Genomic DNA, 16,696 nt, shown 5'->3' with positions numbered 1-16,696 from the left:
TTGGAAGAGTTTCGACCAAGCGACAGGTTTGGCCAAGCGGTGCTTGCCGCACAAGCTGTAATAGTTCAAGGGCAACCAGCTTCACCGCCCGCCCCGCCTATCACCGACGCTACTGAGGACGAGCCGGGATCAGGCCAAAAATGACTGCGCAGGAGCTTGTAACGCTTATCTACACTGGCGCGCAGCTTGTAGCCGAAATGGCTCTTGCCGTGTTTTTTTCGTCCGCCCCCTGTGCCAATATAACTTGAGGCACCTAGAGGAACGTGCTTCCACTTGTATGTCATCCTCAATATCTTCAGCCGCTATGTGGTTGGCCGGATGGTGGCCGAGCAGGAAACCGCTGAACTGGCCGAGCAGCTTATTGCCGACACGGCCGCCAAGGAATGCATCGAACCTGGAGCGCTGACCTTACACGCCGACCGAGGCAGCAGCATGCGCTCCAAGCCGGTGGCTACGTTATTGAACGACCTGGGCATCGCTAAGTCGCACAGCAGGCCTTACGTCTCCGACGACAATCCCTATTCGGAGGCGCAGTTTAAAACCATGAAGTATCAACCGGGTTTCCTGGCCCGCTTTGGTTCGCTGGCAGACGCGCGCGCTCACTGCGCCATGTTCTTCACTTGGTATAACCAGCAGCATCGGCATGATGACGCCAGAGAGTGTCCACACGGGCCGTGCCGCTGAAGTGCGTCAGCAACGACAAGCTACGCTGGCAGATGCCTCAGCGCACACCAAACCGTTTTAAACACCGTATGCCGCAGCCTCAGAAGCTTCCAGCGGCAGCCTGGATCAACCCGCCAACCATGGAGAAAAGCTGCCTGAAACCAGAGACTTAGACTCTCACCGATTCAATCAGGTGTTTCAAATTCATTGACACGCTCCGCCGGCGTCAACAGTAGGCAACCCATACAACGAAATGTTGCTAGAATGAATTTGAGGGCACAAAGCCGGGGCGCCACCCTGCAACGTCGCGGTATTACTGCTCCCGCCGCGAAGCGCCATCGTCAAAATATTAACTTGGTCTAACTCAGTGAGGCATGCAAATGGACTTGGATCCGTCTGAGCCGCTACCTGTAAAGGAACTCGCCGAGGACTTTCTGGCGCGCACCCTTCCCCCCAAAGGCTACGAAGCGCACCTGATCGTGCGTGCCAAAGATTTTTATTACTTCAAGCACCTGGACAATCTACAGGATGGCGATGAAATCGCCTTTTACGACGGCGACATGCGTGATGTCCTCCTGCCAGACGATCCGCGCGTAACGGAATTTCTGGAGAAGCTCTAAACCTGCGGCTGACTGCTTGATCGCTGAATCAATCATCTGCCGCGACCGGTCCGTTACGACGCGATGCCGCTGGCGGACGGTCGGCAGCACGCGGCTTCAGCCTGGTTCGCCGCATGCACAGTGCAGCGAATAGGCGCTTCATCTCGTCCGTATCACTGCCCTTCCGGCCATAGCATTTGTCTGGGAAAGCCACATCCGTGTTGATCACCGTCTTTCTGGCGCGTGCATTACCCGACAGGAGTCGCTGTATGACTTGCGATGGAACCCGTTCACTTATGAGATATGTCAACGCGTAGCTCCACCCGCAATCATCAGCCAGCGTCAGAGCATCATCAATAACCTGAGTTAAACCATCAAGCGACCGTCGGTCTTCAATTACCAATCTGGATCCCATTCCGCGCTCCTTATTTGTTCCCGGCTCTGGTTCGAATGGAAAATGGACTACCTGTTTGAAGATGAAAATCTAACATGCCTAACCTCATCCCGGCATTGGAGTTTCCTATGTGCAGCTAACGGCTAATGCGTTTCATCCATGAGCCGTCGCCAAGGTACAATTTCAGCCATAACGTTCAGCAATCGGTCGTGACCAAGAATCGAAGCTCTCGCAGAATCTCCATTGGAATCAAACCGGCAGCCGCGCTGCCGCAGGCGTAAACCTCGCGCAAGTCTTGTCATGGCACCACTAATGCCGAGCCGGCACCGCTATTTCGTCATTGATCGGTTGTTGCGAGAATGTCGTCCTAAATTGAAAGTATCAACTCAAATGGGAGACAGAAATGTTCAAGCATCTTCTACTTCCGACCGATGGCCCCTCTCTAGCCCATCGCGAAGGAGTCACGATGGCACAGGGAGAGAGTCATGCATCAAATCAAAGCCCGTGTGCTGCTGGTTGACGACAACAAGGACGCCGTCGACATGGTTTCCCAGTTTCTAAGTATCCTTCACATCGACAACAAGGTAGCCTATGACGGCGCTTCAGCGGTTGCCTTGCTGGCTGACTGGCCTGCGGATATCGTGTTCCTCGACATCCAAATGCCTGAAATGGATGGCTATGAAACCGCGGTTGCCATGCATGCCCTTCCCCAATGCGTTGAACTTCCCATAGTTGCATGGACCGGCTGGGATGGTCCCGGCAGTCAAGAAGCGATGGCACACGCACACATGGTATCCGCCTAACGTAGCCCGTAGCAATGGAAGAATTGCTGGCGCTGGTGTCCCACTTTGGAGGCAGAGCCTCGACACGATAGATGTCGCATGGCGGCACCTCCCGACGCACCTCTTTCACCCGGAAGCAGCGCTACGCCCCCCCCCATCCACGCATGATCGGCAACACCGGTAGGCGCAGAAAGCTGCGTTAGCGCGGAGAGCATTGACCAGCGCCGCGCCGCGCAACCTGGTCGATTCGCGCCGGAGGGATCTCAAGCAGGCAATTCGATTCCGAGCACATCGTCGATGCGTTCCTTGGCCTGGTGTAGGCCGAGCACACTCGCCGAGCGCATCGTCCAGGCGATCACCGTGACCTGATATTGCATCGACATTGGCTCACCGAACTTCCTGATGCGCAATTGGCAGTACCACTTTACGCTAGGCTTTCCCAACGTCGCCCTGACTGTCGAACATTCAATTTCGTACCCGCGATAGCGTCGCATGTCCGACTCCTTCGTGACGTCGCACCTCATTGCTGCAAAACTTCTGCCGCTCATCGAACGCCACGCTCGCACTATCGGAAACCAGCGCCCCTGCACACAGCGCGGCTGCCATGCGACTGCCACATGGGATGAATGCGTCCGTCACCCCACACGATGCGCGCCAGATCAGCGTGGCTTGGAATCGTTCCTTGGAAGCCGGAAGGCTGCGGCAACTGCCTCGCCAAGGCGTCGCTAGTCCGGCGCGATCCGGCGCAAAACATCGCATCAACGTGTGGCAGTCCCGGAGGGCGACCGGGACTTCGCACCTTAGCGTTCCTGCATTTCAGCCTGCCTGCGTTCACGCGTGTTTCGGACCTTTATCCGTTTTTCCCACCAGCCGTAGTCTGACAAGGTTTCCTTTGCCACTTCCACGCACCGCTCGTAGTCGGAGGAGAGCCGGGTGCATGGCGGGACCGGTGGTTCAATTCCCTGGGCGATGCAATAGCGTACAGCGTCCTCCAGGTCTCCTTCGTTGAGCAATTCCCGGCACGCCGTTGAGTGGAGCAATGCAAGATTCATGTCACTATCCATAACTCGCCAATTGCCGGGCAAATCGCTGCAAGGGGCGCGGACCGGAGCGCTCGGCATCCACGCACCAGTTTTGCAAGACCGTCAGGAGTTCTTCCTGCGTTGCCGGCGAACGTACCCATAACTTCTCCAGCGCCTGCCGCGCCACATGCATGGTATTGAGTCGTGCACTGTGTACGATCACCAGTTCCAGCGCCACCTTTTGCGCTCCCGTGAGCCGGCAAGGTGCGCGCCGCAGCAAACGCTTCGTCTGGGCCAACGCCTCGTGGGGACTCAACTGCGCCAGTCCCGTGCGTTCATTCCGAAACACGTCCAGGGTCAGGACTGTCAGCTCGCGCATCAGAATCGCACGATTGCCCAGGACCAGCTTCAAGGTCGCCGGTGTCGGCACGAACTGTCCCGCGCATCGCATCAGTCGCTGTGGCGGCCGCCGTAGCGTTGCCAGGCGCAACCACCGCAACAAGCTGATATAGGCCCAGCCGATATCGAGTTCGAACCAGCGAACCGAGAATTTTGCAGAGGTTGGAAAAGTGTGATGATTGTTGTGCAGCTCTTCTCCGCCAATGAGCAGGCCAACCGGAACGATGTTGGTGGCGGCTTCCTTGCAGTCATAATTGCGATAGCCGGCATAGTGGCCCAGACCGTTGACAACGCCGGCTGCCAGGAACGGAATCCACATCATCTGGCAAGCCCATAGCGTCAGGCCTCGCGCTCCAAACAAGACGAGTTCGATCAGAAGCAGCAAGCCGACGCCTTGCCACGTGTAGCGGCCGTATATCCGTCGTTCCAGCCAGTCGGCCGGTCCACCACCGCCGTATCGATCCACCAGCCCAGGACCGCATGTCGCGTCCCGGTACAGTTCGGCCCCGCGCCACAGAACCTGGTTGATCCCGACCACCACTGGGCTGTGCGGATCCTTCTCGCTTTCACAATGGGCGTGATGGCAGCGATGCACCGCCACCCACTCGCGCGTCACCATCCCTGTCGTCAGCCATAGCCAGAAGCGGAAGCAATGGGCCACGAGCGGGCGCAATGGCAGCGAGCGATGCGTCTGGCACCGGTGCAAGTAGACCGTCACCGCGACGATCGTCACATGCGTCGTCATCAGCCCGATCAGCAGCAGCTTCCACCAGCTCAACGCGAGCAGTCCTTCGGCCAGCCATTGCAGATACTGCTCCATACCGGCGCTCCTTCGCGACCAAGGCCTTACAAGTTCGGATGTTCTGCGGCAAACGCGACCGCGTCACACAGTTGACCGTATCGATAGCCACCATAGAGGAAGTGGCCCTCGATATAGTCGATACCATGCAGTCTCATCGTGCTTTCGTCTTCGTCGCTGGGGCGATATGCGCCCATCCAGCTCGGTTGGAACGCCTCGTCGTGCGAGAAGTCAACCTTGGCGTGCTCCGCGACCGCATAGCGCAAGGCATCCTGGAACACGTCGTAGCGGTGCTGTCGGAATGCATAACGCTTCCCATCGAACGAGATCTCATATTGCGCAGCCAGGCTTTCATCGGACTCCTGGCGCGCATCTGTATTGCGCGCACTTTCCATGATCTTTCTCCCACAGCTATCCGGGATCCCATTCATTATCTGGACCTGACGCCGGGCCTTCGCCATCGCATCGGTATTGGCGTCTTCACAGGATTCGAATGCGTCCTCCGGAAAAACAATCGATCGCGTCATCTTATCCGGCCACTGAAGGCTCGTGCAATCCGCTGTCGGCGCCCTATGTTTGAGGATGGCGGTTGACGCGAACTTCAACGAACCGTCCTGACACCTGAATTCGGCACACCTCAGCAGGATTTTCCATCCCTGGAACCACGATGTTGAATGTTGGCGCATGCCGCACTCCTTCGCTCGCGTTCAGGAACAGACTCGGAAAGGAGGAAGCGACGAGCAAGCCCACCTTTCCGGCGCGGCACTGCGTGCCAGACGCAGGTAACACACCACTGCACGTCGATGAGGGACTTTGACGCGATTGCGCCGTTAGGCTGCAATGCGGAGGAAGACCGGCACACACTGGGAATGTTGGCTGGGTACCTGTTACCTACTATACGCTGACAAGCGGCATTCACCTAACAATTTCGGCCCCTGCTGCATGCTCACGCACACAGATCACCCCCCAGTCGCCATTCTCACTCACGGTCAATTAGCCGTTCGCTCCACACAGCAGCACCCGCAGGACGCGCCCTTACGACTTTGAGTGCTTCATGGCTTCTGCCTCACGAACAGCAGTGCGTTCCTCGCGCGTGCTGATCGGGTCGCCACCGTTGTCGACCATGGCGGCAGCGCGTTCCGCGTCGGCATGTGCCCCGTCGGCTTCGGCTCTCTCACCGGGATTCTCGCAAGCTGGGGGCTCCAGCATGTCGTGCACCATGGCGCGCAGCTCTTCAACCTCCGGCCGCAATCCGCGCCTTTTCCGTTGAAGAATATAGTGTTGAATTTCAGATTCCTGTTCGGCACTCAGAGGCAGGCCGCGGAAGGAGAATTCCGGTCCAGAGTCTTTCATGACGGTTCTCCTGATTGGTGACTCACACTAAGTGTACGCCTGAACCGACGCCGGCGTCGGCCGCTTGGAGATGGTCGTCGATCCACTCTCGCCCCCATGCCTTGGCGAAGGACACCGCGTCCGCCGCTGCCCTGGCCATCCAGAGCTCATGGAATGCATACTCGTCCAATGCCTGGCCAGACTCGCGTGTAATAATGACCTGCGCAACGAAGCACGCATTACCCTGTCTGATGGGTTCGCAGTCCAGGAAGAAGCCCTTATACCGGATTGCATTGGTAATGGCCATCATCTGTCTCCAGCTCAGTAACGTTGCTATCACTAGTATGGTAGTCCCAAACGGACGAAAATGCCGGGAAACGTCATGCGAACGGGGTGCCTGTCAACAACCCCCGCCAATCAAGCCCGGCGCGCATTCACTTCCCGGGGCACCCACAATCCAAACGATGCTTCATCAGGAACGCTTACCAGCAATTCTCCGGTCAGGCAGTGGCCCGGCAATGGCATGGCGCTCGCACGTTAACCACATCGGGCGGGCGAACACCTCGCTGACCAAAGGCTGCAGCAGCCCGGCCAACTGCGCCGAGTTGTAGGCAAACCGTTCACCAAACGCGGCCCTGGCAGCGAAGGCTGCCGATATTTTCGTCGCAGTGGCATGATCGATTCGACGTGACATCCTAGCAATCTACGCCCATCACGCCGAGTGCGTCGCCAACCAGTCGCTCATTTCCAACAACTTTCCGTCATGTTCAGTAACGCTCGCATCGACCCGGGCCGGGACACGACGCTTCAATACACGAGTTGGTCCCGGTGTGCCCAGTCACAGACACGCCACATCATCCGCGGGCCGTGTTCCTTGCACGCGAGCATCGACAGCTCGACGTTTGCTGAAACGTCGGCAGCCCCTCGCTGCAGGTAGCATGATATGGTCCGACATACGCTTACGGCAGCGCAGGTCGCTTACAACCTGCTGCAATATAGAATGCCAATCGCTGGAGCATTCGCAATGTGTTAGCTTGGTAAGTTCGCAGTGCGGATCCCTTTTTGAACAACGGATTGCGTTTGCTGGATGGGTCGACTGGGGCTCATTGGTGGCGACTTCCAGATCCAAGCTGCATTCCCACTCACAGGGAGGCGTATCATGAGGAACATCTATTCTGATCGAAGGTACGACGTCCAACAGTTTCGCTATCTGAACCATGCGATCGATCTGGTGCGTACCCATGGCTGGCGCTATGCTGTCGAATACTTGCGGAACCAACACATTGACGAATCGACGTTACAACGGGTGCTCTTTGGCGAATGGCGCAGCCGTCGCGCCTCGGCAAACCATTTGATCATTGCACAGCAATTGCGCGCTCGCCACCATTGAAGCGTTGAGGCAATTCGCGCGCCGCAAACGCCGAAACGCGCCCCGCATTGGCGCCGAGTTCCAACGGCCGCTAATTTCGCTGGATGTGGCTCGTACCAAGCCATTAACGGCTGCACGGTGATCCCATGGGCGAGAATCGATGCAGCCACAGTACCCAATGTCAAACTCACCAGTTCTGGTGCGAACGCCTCGGCGACGCCGTGATTCAAGGCAAACACCAGGTAGTATATTGAGCCAATCCGCCGAATGCCGAGCCAACCGACCAGGACCAGCCCGTACCGGGACACGCCGGCACCCGCCATCCCGAGCACGACCGACGCCGGGCGCACGACCAGAAACACCAATGGTACAAACCACCACAGACTGGTGAGGCTTCCGGGCGCAGGCAACATCGCGCCAATCATCATGACCATGCCGAGTTCGGCGAACCGTTCAAGCTGCTCATTGACGCCATGGACGGCCCGCGCAATGACTGCGTTGGCGTGATGCGAGTGGGTCGCGGGATCAGCGGCGTCGTGTTCGTGCGCACCGGGAACACGGGACATCGGCATCGTTCCCGCCAACGGAAAATTGCGTGCGCGCCGCAGCGCCAGGCCGGCGAAGAATACCGACAAGAAGCCAGATGCCAAGCAACTCTGGGCTGCACCAAATGAAACGGCAATCACGCCAAGCGAGAGAAATTCATCCATACCGATCGCGCTGTGGTGCCTGGTGCGTAAATGGATGACCAGCTTCCCGAGCAGTGCGCCGATCAACGTCCCCATCAACATGCCGCAGATCGTCGACCACAAGACATCCACCAACCACCAGGACCATCCCCACTCGCCCAAATCGTGTAGTCGCATTATTCCAAGTCCCAACAATACCAACGGAAACGCCGTGCCATCATTGAGCGCACCTTCCCCTGCCAGGCTAAAACGCATGGCATCATGCTCGGCCCTGGGCCTGGACTGGATCGCCGAAGCCAATACCGGGTCGGCGGGTGCCAGAATCCCTCCAAGCAAGATGGCCACGCCAGGCGGCAACCCCATGCCATAGACCCCAATGACGGCGATCACGCCCACCGTGACCGCCATTGACAGGAAGGCCAGGCGATACGGTGCGATCCATCGGCGGTCACGAATCGGCACCTCTAGCTTCAAGCCAACAGAAAACAAGGAGATCAGCAGCGCGGCCTCAGCGACCAATTCCAACGACGCCTCTTGCGCAATCGGATCCAGGTCCAAGACGCAAAAGCCATAGGGGCTGAGCAAGACGCCAAGTCCCAGGTAGATCATCGCACCACTGAGCGGCAAGCGCACCACTAGCGTTCCGATCAGCATCAGCGCAATCAGGATCAACCCGCCCAACAACACCCACGTTGCGATCGACATAGAAGGCTCCCGTCTGCCGCGCACGTGTGCGCGACCATTCACCCGCCCGCCGCCCGCCGCTACGTGACTCGTGATCGTCCGATTTTGTCAGGCAGGCATCGGCCAACTTCTCGTCCCATGCAAACCATCCGAACGCCTTGCCGGCCCTTGTCGCTGAACGTCCTCGACGTCGCAGAAAACGTTGGCGCACAAGTCCGTGACTGCGCCGACACTGCCTCGAATGACTCGGCGGCATGGCATGAGCTGCCCGCGATTCTTGACAGCACATGCCGGGGAATTGTGGAAGGGCACCGCCCCCCAAGCGCCACCAGCGAAGGAGAGTGCTGCGCATCCCTTTGCCGACGAACCGCGCCTCGCACCACTATACGCTCCCTCCCACAATGCACGTCGAACATTTCAAAACAGTGAGCGCACTAACTCCGACAACGGCGTCCTTGGAGGCTTCTGGCCTTGGTGCCTCATGTCGCCCTGCTCATGCGCCGACGCTAGCGACCAGTCGTGCCACGGAAAATGGACGATGCAACCGGACCAATCCCTACGTATAATGAATTCAGGTTCTGCGCCTCCTTGGCAATAGCCCCATGTGGACGATTCCCCCCTCGCCGCGCATGATCCCCAATACATCAGTCTCGGCTAGCGCGCCGCTGACCATTTGTCTCGACGTTAGGAGGAGTCGATGGAACACATGCTGCAGTGGAAAGCTTCATATTGCCGGTCTGATGGCAGCACCGGCAGGGTCTACATGGCGCTACCCAGTGAACCGTTGTGTAGTGACCTGGTGGACACCATTCTTCAATGGGATACCGATCACATGTACTTGCAAGCGGAGGCATGTCCAGGAACCGATCGGCTTACGCAGGCCATCGCATTCCTCGAACTCAATCACATTACAAGCGTGCATGTGAGCTCGCTTGATGATGAGATCGATTCATCTTCGGACGCCTAGTTCGCTGTCATTAGCGGTGTTAAGCCAGATGCTGTCCGCGGCCAACGGGGAACGGGATTACGCACCTGGGTGCCGCGGCACCTGGCGCGAAGCCCACCAAGTGATTGTTTTCTCGGCAGACAGATCCCGATCAAGTTTCAGCGTAAGGAGGCCCCTGGCAGGATTCCCTCGCGCATAATCGCACGAAACTTGTTGCGCGCTGCCGGAGAATGGTCACCACACGGCAGCACGTGGCGACGGCAACACATCTGCGGCAGGACGTCCCACTGTTTCTGGACCAATTACCTCACAGGTTGCGCTCGGCAACGAGGAGCATAGCCGCCCGCATGAGGCAGGCGTCGCGTACTTGAAGATCGGGCAACGGCGTTTAGGCCTATACTGAAACTGCAGGATCAAATTTGGAGGTTGTATGGAACTGATCGAAGCGGAAGACGTGGCCGAATTTCAGAGGATTTTGCGCAGCAATCGCCTCATCCGTGCAGATTTTTCTCTCAGCGCTACGGACACGACGGATCCCAAGACCGACGAGGTACCAGGATTGCAGGGCGAGTTGACCGTGCGGCGCAAATCAACGGGGCAGTCCAAACAGTACCTGATCAGTGACAGCACCTCATGGCTCGACCTGTTCCGCAATGACATCCGGGGGGGCGCATTTGTTGGTCAGGATTGCCTGCAAGTGGATTATCCGGCCGGCAGTTCGCACGAGACAGACCATTGATCGCGCTCCGTCCTTTTTTTCTGCGTTCAATGAAAGCGTCCTTGCAATGCGGAGATTCATCGCCGCATTGCAAGGACGCCCCTGTGTTGTCGTCACGCATAATTCCATAGCAATGGCTGCGCGTTGTGCGATACTTCACGCAAACGGAAGGAACGGGCAATGAACAATAATTCTGAGATCGTGCGGCGTGAAGACGTCTGGTCCGCCGCCAATGTGCAATACGGTATTCTCATGAGCGCGATCGTCGGGATTGCCGGCGCTCAGCGCTATTTGCTGTCTCGCCGCATTCCCCTCCATGTCATCGAGCGCGTTCTCAGTGCACCCATCGATGCGCGTCGCACGCCGACACGGGCCAAAGTGCCTACCGAATAGCGCGCCACAGCGGGCCCCAGCGATTAAGCAGCCCCGGATCGGGCACATTCCGCCACGTTCCTGTCGGCTGTTGTATTAGTGCGGCGCCCGTCCGCGTTGCCGCTTATGACGATACATTTCTTCATCCGCTCGCACCAGGTATTCCGAGAGCGTTTCCTCGCTGTGGATATCGCAATTGATCACGCCAATGCTCAGCGACATCGTGAGCCCCCCTTTCCTGCCTGCATTGAACTGGGCGATCTTCTCCCTGATGCGCTCGACGATGGCACGCGGCGTCGCGTTGTCAAACGTGAAGGCCGCAAACTCGTCGCCGCCAACCCGCCCCACCACGTCAGCATGCCGGAACGCGCTGTTGAAGATATACGCTGCATCGCGAATCAGTTCATCGCCGGCGGCATGGCCCTGTAGGTCATTGATCAGCTTCAATCCATCCACATCCGCAAAAATCACAGCGCACGCCAGGTCCTGCCGGCGGGCGATCAACAAGCATTGCTCCGATTTCGCGAGGAATCCCCGCCGATTCTGCAAACCGGTCAACTCATCTTGCGCAGCAAGTTCACGCGCTTCGACCTTCTCATGCTCGCTCACGCGAAGTTCCTCCATGTGGCGGGTTTGCGTCGCTGCGAAGGCATGATATTGTTCCTCCACCTCTTCTTCCCGGTGTAACTGGCCCAGGAGGGTGCTGAGACGGACACCGGCCAATTCTGCGATGCGCGGAAGAAACGCGAGCGCATGCTGCTGCACCGTTAGCTCCGGCGGTACCTGCCAACGCAGCACAATGTAGCCTCCGTTCACATCATGTGAGAACGGGGCCGCCACGTGGCTTCCGTTGTCTAACGTAAATGCTTGCAATGGCAATGGATGCGTGCCGCTTCCCACCAGCTTGCGCACCTCGCTACACATGCGGTGATTCAGTTCAAGGCAACTGCCGCCGTCCGGCATATCGAGGTAGAAGCAGCTATCACCACGATCGCTGTGACTTATAAGCAAAATGGCGTCCGGCCTCAGCCCGGGTAAGCCTTCGGCAACGGAACGCAGCGCCGCCTCTACGCTGTTTGCGCACAGCAGCGCCTTGGCGATCCACAGCAGCGACAGCAACTCACCCTTGCTTGGCTGACGGGACGTGCCCGTCTTCGCTTTCGCGGCCGTCCGAACACGCTTTCGCTTTGGCAACACTGCCTCCTGCGCTTCGGACATAATTTCGCTCTTTTCCATTGCGCGTGCACTCAACGCTACATCATTGATCGCGGCATTTGACGGCCCGCTTGCTGGCCCTGAGTCAACCATTGTAAAGGTCACGCAATGGTCTCCATGCCGCTCGTCTCGTCTCAAAACCGTCACCAGGTCATTCCTTCACCTATGCAAGCCATAACATGCGTTGCCTCTGCTTAGGTTTCTAAAGTAACACGCGCTGATCCCATGTGCCGGTTGCGCTTCCTATCATCAGCAACAACATCATAGGTTTCAACTTGGCTGCCAACTATTTACAGATAGCGCTAGGTGCAGCGTGCTAAGCCTTGTATAGTGATCTCACCGCGTATGAAGCACTGCAAATATTGCTGGTCTCCGTCCTGTCTTGCCGAACCTGGTAACTCCTGTCTGATTCCCTCGCTTGTTGACCCTGCTTGTTGGCGCGCGTCGCCGGGCATGGCCCGACTCTCTACATCTACTACGAGGTTCTATCATGACTACGCAAAGCGGTATCGTTAAATGGTTCAACGAAGCCAAAGGCTTTGGCTTTATCAGCCCAGACGCGGGCGGTCCTGACCTGTTTGTCCATTTCCAGGATATCAAAGCGACGGGATTCAAATCACTGGCAGAAAATCAGCGCGTTACTTTTGAACGCGCCCCCAGCCCCAAGGGAGAAAAGGCCACCAACGTCACGCCCGCCTGAACAAGACGACCATCCTGCAGCCGAAGCGGTGTTGGCGCGAACTGCCTTCCCAGTCGTGCAGCGTAGCATAACGCATCGGGTGAACGCTAGATCAAAAGCCTCCGCAGACACGGAAACCCATGCCCTGTAGCGCTTGCCTACACGCGGCGTGCACCATCCGGGCACGCCGCGGCCGCACCGCAAGCAAGCGTGAACCATGGTCGTCGTCGATTAGCCAACGCTGTACTTCTTGGCGAAGGCCCCCGAGCGGCAGCGATGCGTGCGGCACTTATAAGTCAGGCGAATTTCGTGACTCTGGTCCTCGGTTAATTTGCGAGCGCGCGTCATGCTATGCATTCCATTCTTCCAAGGATGTGAGCATATAGATCTGCAAACGCTGCACAGCCCAGTTGCCCGTTTCACTCTGCAAGACCGCTATTGATGACCTTGGCGCCTACTTCCTTTGCGTGCGATGTGGGTACAGGAATAAGCTAGCGAACATCGGCAGTGCTGGCGAACCGCTTAAGTTGATTCTGGTCGGCGATTGAAGCGGAAAACACGTTAAAGCGGTTTCTGTCAAGGGGAACAACATGGAACTCACGAACCCCAGGACTATATTTCTGAATGATCCTAACGGATGGCACTGGTCCTTGACGTGGATGGACGCCAACGGACAGGTCGCTCATCGCGTCGAATCCGACGAGGTTTTCGCCAGTCAAGCTGAGGCAAGAATGAACTTCAAAGAACACGCGGCGCAGCTTCGATGCAAACAATACCAGGGATAAGACAACACGTCTTTCTGACAGCTATTGGTGCAGGTCAGGCTAAGCAAGGCGATGCAGCCAACTGCTTTCAGTTGCCCATGATGCGTGAAGAAGTCGAAAACTATCTAGGACTGATCTCAGAATGCGTCTGCCGCATACTCGCGCGATTCCGCAAGAACGGTCTGTAATGCGTGACCAAGGGTGAAATTGAAATTCTCAATCAAGTAAGACTCCAACAATTGGCCGATGGCGCCAGACAGACCACATAGTCGCCATCCCCAAGGCGCGTGCTTCAACGCCCCCCCCAATCTTTACCGTAAAAAGTTGGGTCCTCGCTGGCTTTGCGCCGTGCGCGTCAGCCAGGGTATGGCCTGCGTGGAGTGCCAAGCACTTCGCCTTCATTGACGCTCATTGCGATCTTTGGAGGGAAAAGTCGATGAAACCGCGCTCCACCGAAGTTGAGATCAACTGGACTTGCAATAGCTGCCCTAGTCGCAACTCGGGAATCTCTCCAACCAGGCGCCCTTCAGCGGGCGGAGTAAAGATCTTGACCCAGACCCCGTGTGCATTGACGCCGGATACAATAGCCCGAAAATGCTGGCCGATTGCGTCGTGCAACAGCAACGCGGCCTCCGATTTGCGCATTTGCCGTTCAACCTTCCGTACGGCGTCCTCCCGACCTGTGCAATGCACTGCCAGCTCAGCCAATTCGGCAAGTGAATAAGGCGGCGGACTTCCCGCCATGACCGCCTTGACCAACCGTTGGGTCACGAGGTCCGGAAAGCGACGGTTCGGCGCCGTCGAGTGCATATAATCCTGGACTGCAAGTCCGAAGTGGCCGATCGCCTGCTCACCTGCGCGCTCGACAACATATTCCCCCGAACCCATGAGTTTAATGATCTCGAGCGAGAGATCCGGAAAGCTCACCGGTGACAGTCTACGTTGTCGGGCAAGGAATCCTTCCAGCTTGCTCCCATCGGGCTGGGCAGGCAGTTCAACGCCATAGCCGTGCGCCACCTGGACGATACGCGCCCAGCGCTCCGGCGAGCGCACCACCCGCCGCAGCGAAGCGCCGCCGTGCGCCGCCAGGAAGCGCGCTGTACAGCCATTGGTGGCGATCATGAACTCCTCGATCAATTGGCGCGCGCGATTGTGTTCTTGCAAGCGGATATCCGCGATGCGGCTCCCATCAAAAACAGCCCGTGGCTGGAAGCTCTCGAACTCCAGTGCACCTTGCGCCTGGCGTTGCGACCTGAGCAGTTGCGCCAAATGGTCCTGCATCCGCAGTTGAGCCTCTATTCCCGCTACGGCATGCACCGCGTCAGGCACCGGTGCTCGCCCTTCCAGCCATTCCGCTATCGCATCGTAGGCCAATTGCGCCTGGTTGCAAACCCTCGCTCGATAAACGCCAGAGGCGGTCAACGTGTTGGCGCTGATTGAATCTTGACCCACCGGGGATGCGGACGTTTTCCCCCTGTGTCAGACTACTTGTCGGGTAATTCAATCGGTTTGATTGGAACCTGACCAAGGGTCTGGCGCACCGCGAAATGCAGTTGCCGCCTCGGAATCGACGTCTCTCCACCGAGGCAGGAATGACAGCAAGACACACAGAAGCATTTATCGAACAGGCACTGGTCAAGGCGTTTTCGCGCGGCTCACGCAGCATCACGTCAGTGGCTGAGGAGCTGAACCTCAGCCACCATACGTTAAGATCCTGGATGAAGAAAAAATCCATATCGACACCGGCCTCGGTGCAGGCGACGGAAAAACGCCCACAGGACTGGACAGCGCAAGAGCAACTCTCGGCCTTGCGGGAAACCCATGGCATGACCACCGAGCAGGTGCAGGCGTGGTGCCGTGCACGCGGCCTGTTTGAGCACCATTTAATGAGTTGGGAAGCGGCGTTTTGTGCCGGCGCCAAGGAGGCGCCGCCGAGCGCCCGCGAACTGCGCACTTTGAAGGACGAGTTGGCCAAGCTCAAGCGCGAAGTGGGACGCAAGGACAAGGCATTAGCAGAGGCGGCAGCGCTGTTGGTGCTGCAAAAAAAGTTCCGGGCGTTGTGGGAGGACGAGGAAAAATGACCGCCGTCCCGCAGCGCCAGAACGTGATGGCATTGGTGGCAGAGGCGGTCGTTGCCGGTGCACGCCAAGAGCAGGCGTGCGCCGCCATCGATCTGAGCGAACGCACCCTGCAGCGCTGGCAAGACGACGCGCGGGCAGCGGTGGGCGACCGTCGGCCGGCACGGGTTCAGAAGCCCGTGAACGCGCTGAGCGAGCTTGAGCGCGAACGCCTGCTGACGGTCGTCAACTCGAAGGAGTTCGGCCATTTGCCGCCCAGCCAAATCGTGCCCAGGCTGGCTGATCGCGGCGAGTATTTGGCCTCGGAGTCGACCATCTACCGCCTGCTGAAACAGAATGGCCAGTTGGCGCACCGGCGCGCCGAAAAACCATCGAAGCCCAGAGCCAGGCCGCGCGCGCTGAGCGCGACGGGACCGAACCAGTTGTTCAGTTGGGATATCACCTACTTGCCAAGCTCGGTCAAAGGCAGTTTTTTCTATCTGTACCTGTTCATGGATATCTTCAGCCGGAAAATCGTCGGCTGGCAGGTCTATGACGCCGAGTGCAGCACGCTGGCTGGGGCGGTGATGCGCGACATCTGCACGCGTGAACGAATCGCGGCCGAGCAGGTGGTGCTGCATTCGGATAACGGCGCCCCGATGAAGGGAGCGACCATGCTGGCCACGCTGCAGACGCTGGGCGTGATGCCGTCGTTCAGCCGCCCGGCCGTGAGCAATGACAATCCCTACTCCGAAGCGTTGTTCAAGACGATGAAGTACCGTCCGGCCTATCCGGCGCGACCATTCGCTAACCTGATGGCCGCGCGCCAATGGGTGGGTGCCTTCGTCCATTGGTACAACGCCGAACACCGTCACAGCGCCATCGGATTCGTCACGCCGGAGCAGCGCCATGCCGGGCTCGATGCCGCGCTGCTGCGCGAGCGGACCGTGGTCTACGAGGCCGCCAAGGCCTTGCATCCCAACCGCTGGAGTGGCGATGTACGCAACTGGGAGCTGGTCGAGATCGTGCATCTGAACCCCGAAAAAGGAAACACGCTGAACAGCGAAACGGAGGCGGAACCACTGACACTGAAACAAGCAGCTTGAATTATCAAATGTAAGCGTCAAAGCAGCGCCGTCTTGAGCGCCACGCTGCTTTAACCGATGATGTTCCCAACACCGCTGGGAAGCGGAGTTTAAACGCCGGAGAATTT

16 protein-coding genes and 2 pseudogenes are annotated in these 16,696 nt (G+C 58.1%); 9 read left to right on the top strand and 9 right to left on the bottom strand.

Annotated elements, in window-relative coordinates; all coding sequences use genetic code 11:
* Positions 1-267: 267 nt before the first annotated feature.
* From ASD07_RS10010 to ASD07_RS10000, 3 genes and pseudogenes are all read left to right on the top strand, one after another.
* Positions 268-836, top strand: a pseudogene (locus ASD07_RS10010) (transposase); the annotation flags it as partial.
* A gap of 207 nt (positions 837-1,043) precedes the next feature.
* A complete protein-coding gene (locus ASD07_RS10005) occupies positions 1,044-1,283 on the top strand; it encodes a hypothetical protein (RefSeq protein WP_055928876.1) in 240 nt (79 codons plus the stop codon).
* Positions 1,284-2,141: 858 nt separating this feature from the next.
* Complete coding sequence (locus ASD07_RS10000; protein WP_055928873.1) at positions 2,142-2,459, top strand: response regulator; 318 nt, start codon at positions 2,142-2,144, stop codon at positions 2,457-2,459.
* A 242-nt stretch (positions 2,460-2,701) separates the two neighbouring features.
* On the opposite strand, the gene ASD07_RS09995 is transcribed toward ASD07_RS10000, so the two are convergent.
* The 7 genes from ASD07_RS09995 to ASD07_RS09960 form a co-directional block, all read right to left on the bottom strand.
* Positions 2,702-2,932, bottom strand: a complete 231-nt coding sequence (locus ASD07_RS09995) for a hypothetical protein (RefSeq protein WP_156397955.1) — start codon at positions 2,930-2,932, stop codon at positions 2,702-2,704.
* A 306-nt stretch (positions 2,933-3,238) separates the two neighbouring features.
* On the bottom strand, positions 3,239-3,490 hold the full coding sequence (locus tag ASD07_RS09990) for a hypothetical protein (protein WP_156397954.1): 252 nt from the start codon (positions 3,488-3,490) through the stop codon (positions 3,239-3,241).
* 4 nt (positions 3,491-3,494) lie between these two features.
* Positions 3,495-4,679 (bottom strand): fatty acid desaturase, encoded by a 1,185-nt coding sequence (locus ASD07_RS09985; RefSeq protein ID WP_055928864.1) that lies wholly within the window; start codon positions 4,677-4,679, stop codon positions 3,495-3,497.
* A gap of 26 nt (positions 4,680-4,705) precedes the next feature.
* Positions 4,706-5,344 (bottom strand): hypothetical protein, encoded by a 639-nt coding sequence (locus tag ASD07_RS09980; RefSeq protein WP_055928861.1) that lies wholly within the window; start codon positions 5,342-5,344, stop codon positions 4,706-4,708.
* Positions 5,345-5,693: 349 nt separating this feature from the next.
* Complete coding sequence (locus ASD07_RS09975; protein ID WP_055928857.1) at positions 5,694-6,011, bottom strand: hypothetical protein; 318 nt, start codon at positions 6,009-6,011, stop codon at positions 5,694-5,696.
* Positions 6,012-6,033: 22 nt separating this feature from the next.
* Positions 6,034-6,300, bottom strand: a complete 267-nt coding sequence (locus ASD07_RS09970; protein WP_055928854.1) for a hypothetical protein — start codon at positions 6,298-6,300, stop codon at positions 6,034-6,036.
* A gap of 941 nt (positions 6,301-7,241) precedes the next feature.
* The gene (locus tag ASD07_RS09960; RefSeq protein WP_082507242.1) at positions 7,242-8,753 is read right to left on the bottom strand and encodes a sodium:proton antiporter; all 1,512 of its coding nucleotides are present in this window, start codon (positions 8,751-8,753) and stop codon (positions 7,242-7,244) included.
* Positions 8,754-9,429: 676 nt separating this feature from the next.
* Here ASD07_RS09960 and ASD07_RS09955 point away from each other — a divergent pair.
* From ASD07_RS09955 to ASD07_RS09945, 3 genes are all read left to right on the top strand, one after another.
* Positions 9,430-9,699: a hypothetical protein gene (locus tag ASD07_RS09955; protein WP_055928848.1), complete on the top strand. Its 270-nt coding sequence runs from the start codon at positions 9,430-9,432 to the stop codon at positions 9,697-9,699.
* Between the two features lie 409 nt (positions 9,700-10,108).
* Entirely contained in the window at positions 10,109-10,417 is a 309-nt protein-coding gene (locus tag ASD07_RS09950; protein ID WP_055928845.1) for a hypothetical protein, read from the top strand.
* Positions 10,418-10,576: 159 nt separating this feature from the next.
* Positions 10,577-10,789 carry a hypothetical protein gene (locus ASD07_RS09945; protein ID WP_055928843.1) on the top strand — a complete coding sequence of 71 codons (213 nt, stop codon included), beginning with the start codon at positions 10,577-10,579 and terminating at the stop codon, positions 10,787-10,789.
* Between the two features lie 75 nt (positions 10,790-10,864).
* Here ASD07_RS09945 and ASD07_RS09940 read toward each other — a convergent pair whose 3' ends face one another.
* Entirely contained in the window at positions 10,865-12,004 is a 1,140-nt protein-coding gene (locus ASD07_RS09940; RefSeq protein WP_055928840.1) for a GGDEF domain-containing protein, read from the bottom strand.
* Positions 12,005-12,473: 469 nt separating this feature from the next.
* Here ASD07_RS09940 and ASD07_RS09935 point away from each other — a divergent pair, with 469 nt between their 5' ends.
* Both ASD07_RS09935 and ASD07_RS32300 read left to right on the top strand, forming a co-directional pair.
* A complete protein-coding gene (locus ASD07_RS09935) occupies positions 12,474-12,683 on the top strand; it encodes a cold-shock protein (protein WP_055928837.1) in 210 nt (69 codons plus the stop codon).
* Positions 12,684-13,425: 742 nt separating this feature from the next.
* On the top strand, positions 13,426-13,614 hold the full coding sequence (locus ASD07_RS32300; RefSeq protein WP_156397952.1) for a hypothetical protein: 189 nt from the start codon (positions 13,426-13,428) through the stop codon (positions 13,612-13,614).
* 220 nt (positions 13,615-13,834) lie between these two features.
* Here ASD07_RS32300 and ASD07_RS09925 read toward each other — a convergent pair whose 3' ends face one another.
* Positions 13,835-14,878, bottom strand: coding sequence for an RNB domain-containing ribonuclease (locus tag ASD07_RS09925; protein WP_082507240.1), 1,044 nt, complete (start codon positions 14,876-14,878; stop codon positions 13,835-13,837).
* Between the two features lie 140 nt (positions 14,879-15,018).
* Between ASD07_RS09925 and ASD07_RS09915 the strand changes: the two are divergent.
* Positions 15,019-16,589: pseudogene (locus tag ASD07_RS09915) on the top strand (IS3 family transposase).
* The last annotated feature ends 107 nt before the right edge of the window (positions 16,590-16,696 follow it).

This window comes from Duganella sp. Root336D2 (genome assembly GCF_001425005.1).
In the GTDB taxonomy this organism is placed as follows: Bacteria; Pseudomonadota; Gammaproteobacteria; order Burkholderiales; family Burkholderiaceae_D; genus Rugamonas.
Note: the sequence above shows the minus strand (reverse complement) of the source record. Positions and strands in the feature narration are given on the sequence as shown.

Coding starts and splice junctions, on each gene's coding strand:
- ASD07_RS32300 (WP_156397952.1), top strand. CDS start 13,426: ATGCAAACAATACCAGGGATAAGACAACACGTCTTTCTGACAGCTATT.
- ASD07_RS09980 (WP_055928861.1), bottom strand. CDS start 5,344: ATGCGCCAACATTCAACATCGTGGTTCCAGGGATGGAAAATCCTGCTG.
- ASD07_RS09955 (WP_055928848.1), top strand. CDS start 9,430: ATGGAACACATGCTGCAGTGGAAAGCTTCATATTGCCGGTCTGATGGC.
- ASD07_RS09960 (WP_082507242.1), bottom strand. CDS start 8,753: ATGTCGATCGCAACGTGGGTGTTGTTGGGCGGGTTGATCCTGATTGCG.
- ASD07_RS10000 (WP_055928873.1), top strand. CDS start 2,142: ATGCATCAAATCAAAGCCCGTGTGCTGCTGGTTGACGACAACAAGGAC.
- ASD07_RS09990 (WP_156397954.1), bottom strand. CDS start 3,490: ATGAATCTTGCATTGCTCCACTCAACGGCGTGCCGGGAATTGCTCAAC.
- ASD07_RS10005 (WP_055928876.1), top strand. CDS start 1,044: ATGGACTTGGATCCGTCTGAGCCGCTACCTGTAAAGGAACTCGCCGAG.
- ASD07_RS09940 (WP_055928840.1), bottom strand. CDS start 12,004: ATGGAAAAGAGCGAAATTATGTCCGAAGCGCAGGAGGCAGTGTTGCCA.
- ASD07_RS09995 (WP_156397955.1), bottom strand. CDS start 2,932: ATGCGACGCTATCGCGGGTACGAAATTGAATGTTCGACAGTCAGGGCG.
- ASD07_RS09985 (WP_055928864.1), bottom strand. CDS start 4,679: ATGGAGCAGTATCTGCAATGGCTGGCCGAAGGACTGCTCGCGTTGAGC.
- ASD07_RS09950 (WP_055928845.1), top strand. CDS start 10,109: ATGGAACTGATCGAAGCGGAAGACGTGGCCGAATTTCAGAGGATTTTG.
- ASD07_RS09970 (WP_055928854.1), bottom strand. CDS start 6,300: ATGATGGCCATTACCAATGCAATCCGGTATAAGGGCTTCTTCCTGGAC.
- ASD07_RS09975 (WP_055928857.1), bottom strand. CDS start 6,011: ATGAAAGACTCTGGACCGGAATTCTCCTTCCGCGGCCTGCCTCTGAGT.
- ASD07_RS09935 (WP_055928837.1), top strand. CDS start 12,474: ATGACTACGCAAAGCGGTATCGTTAAATGGTTCAACGAAGCCAAAGGC.
- ASD07_RS09945 (WP_055928843.1), top strand. CDS start 10,577: ATGAACAATAATTCTGAGATCGTGCGGCGTGAAGACGTCTGGTCCGCC.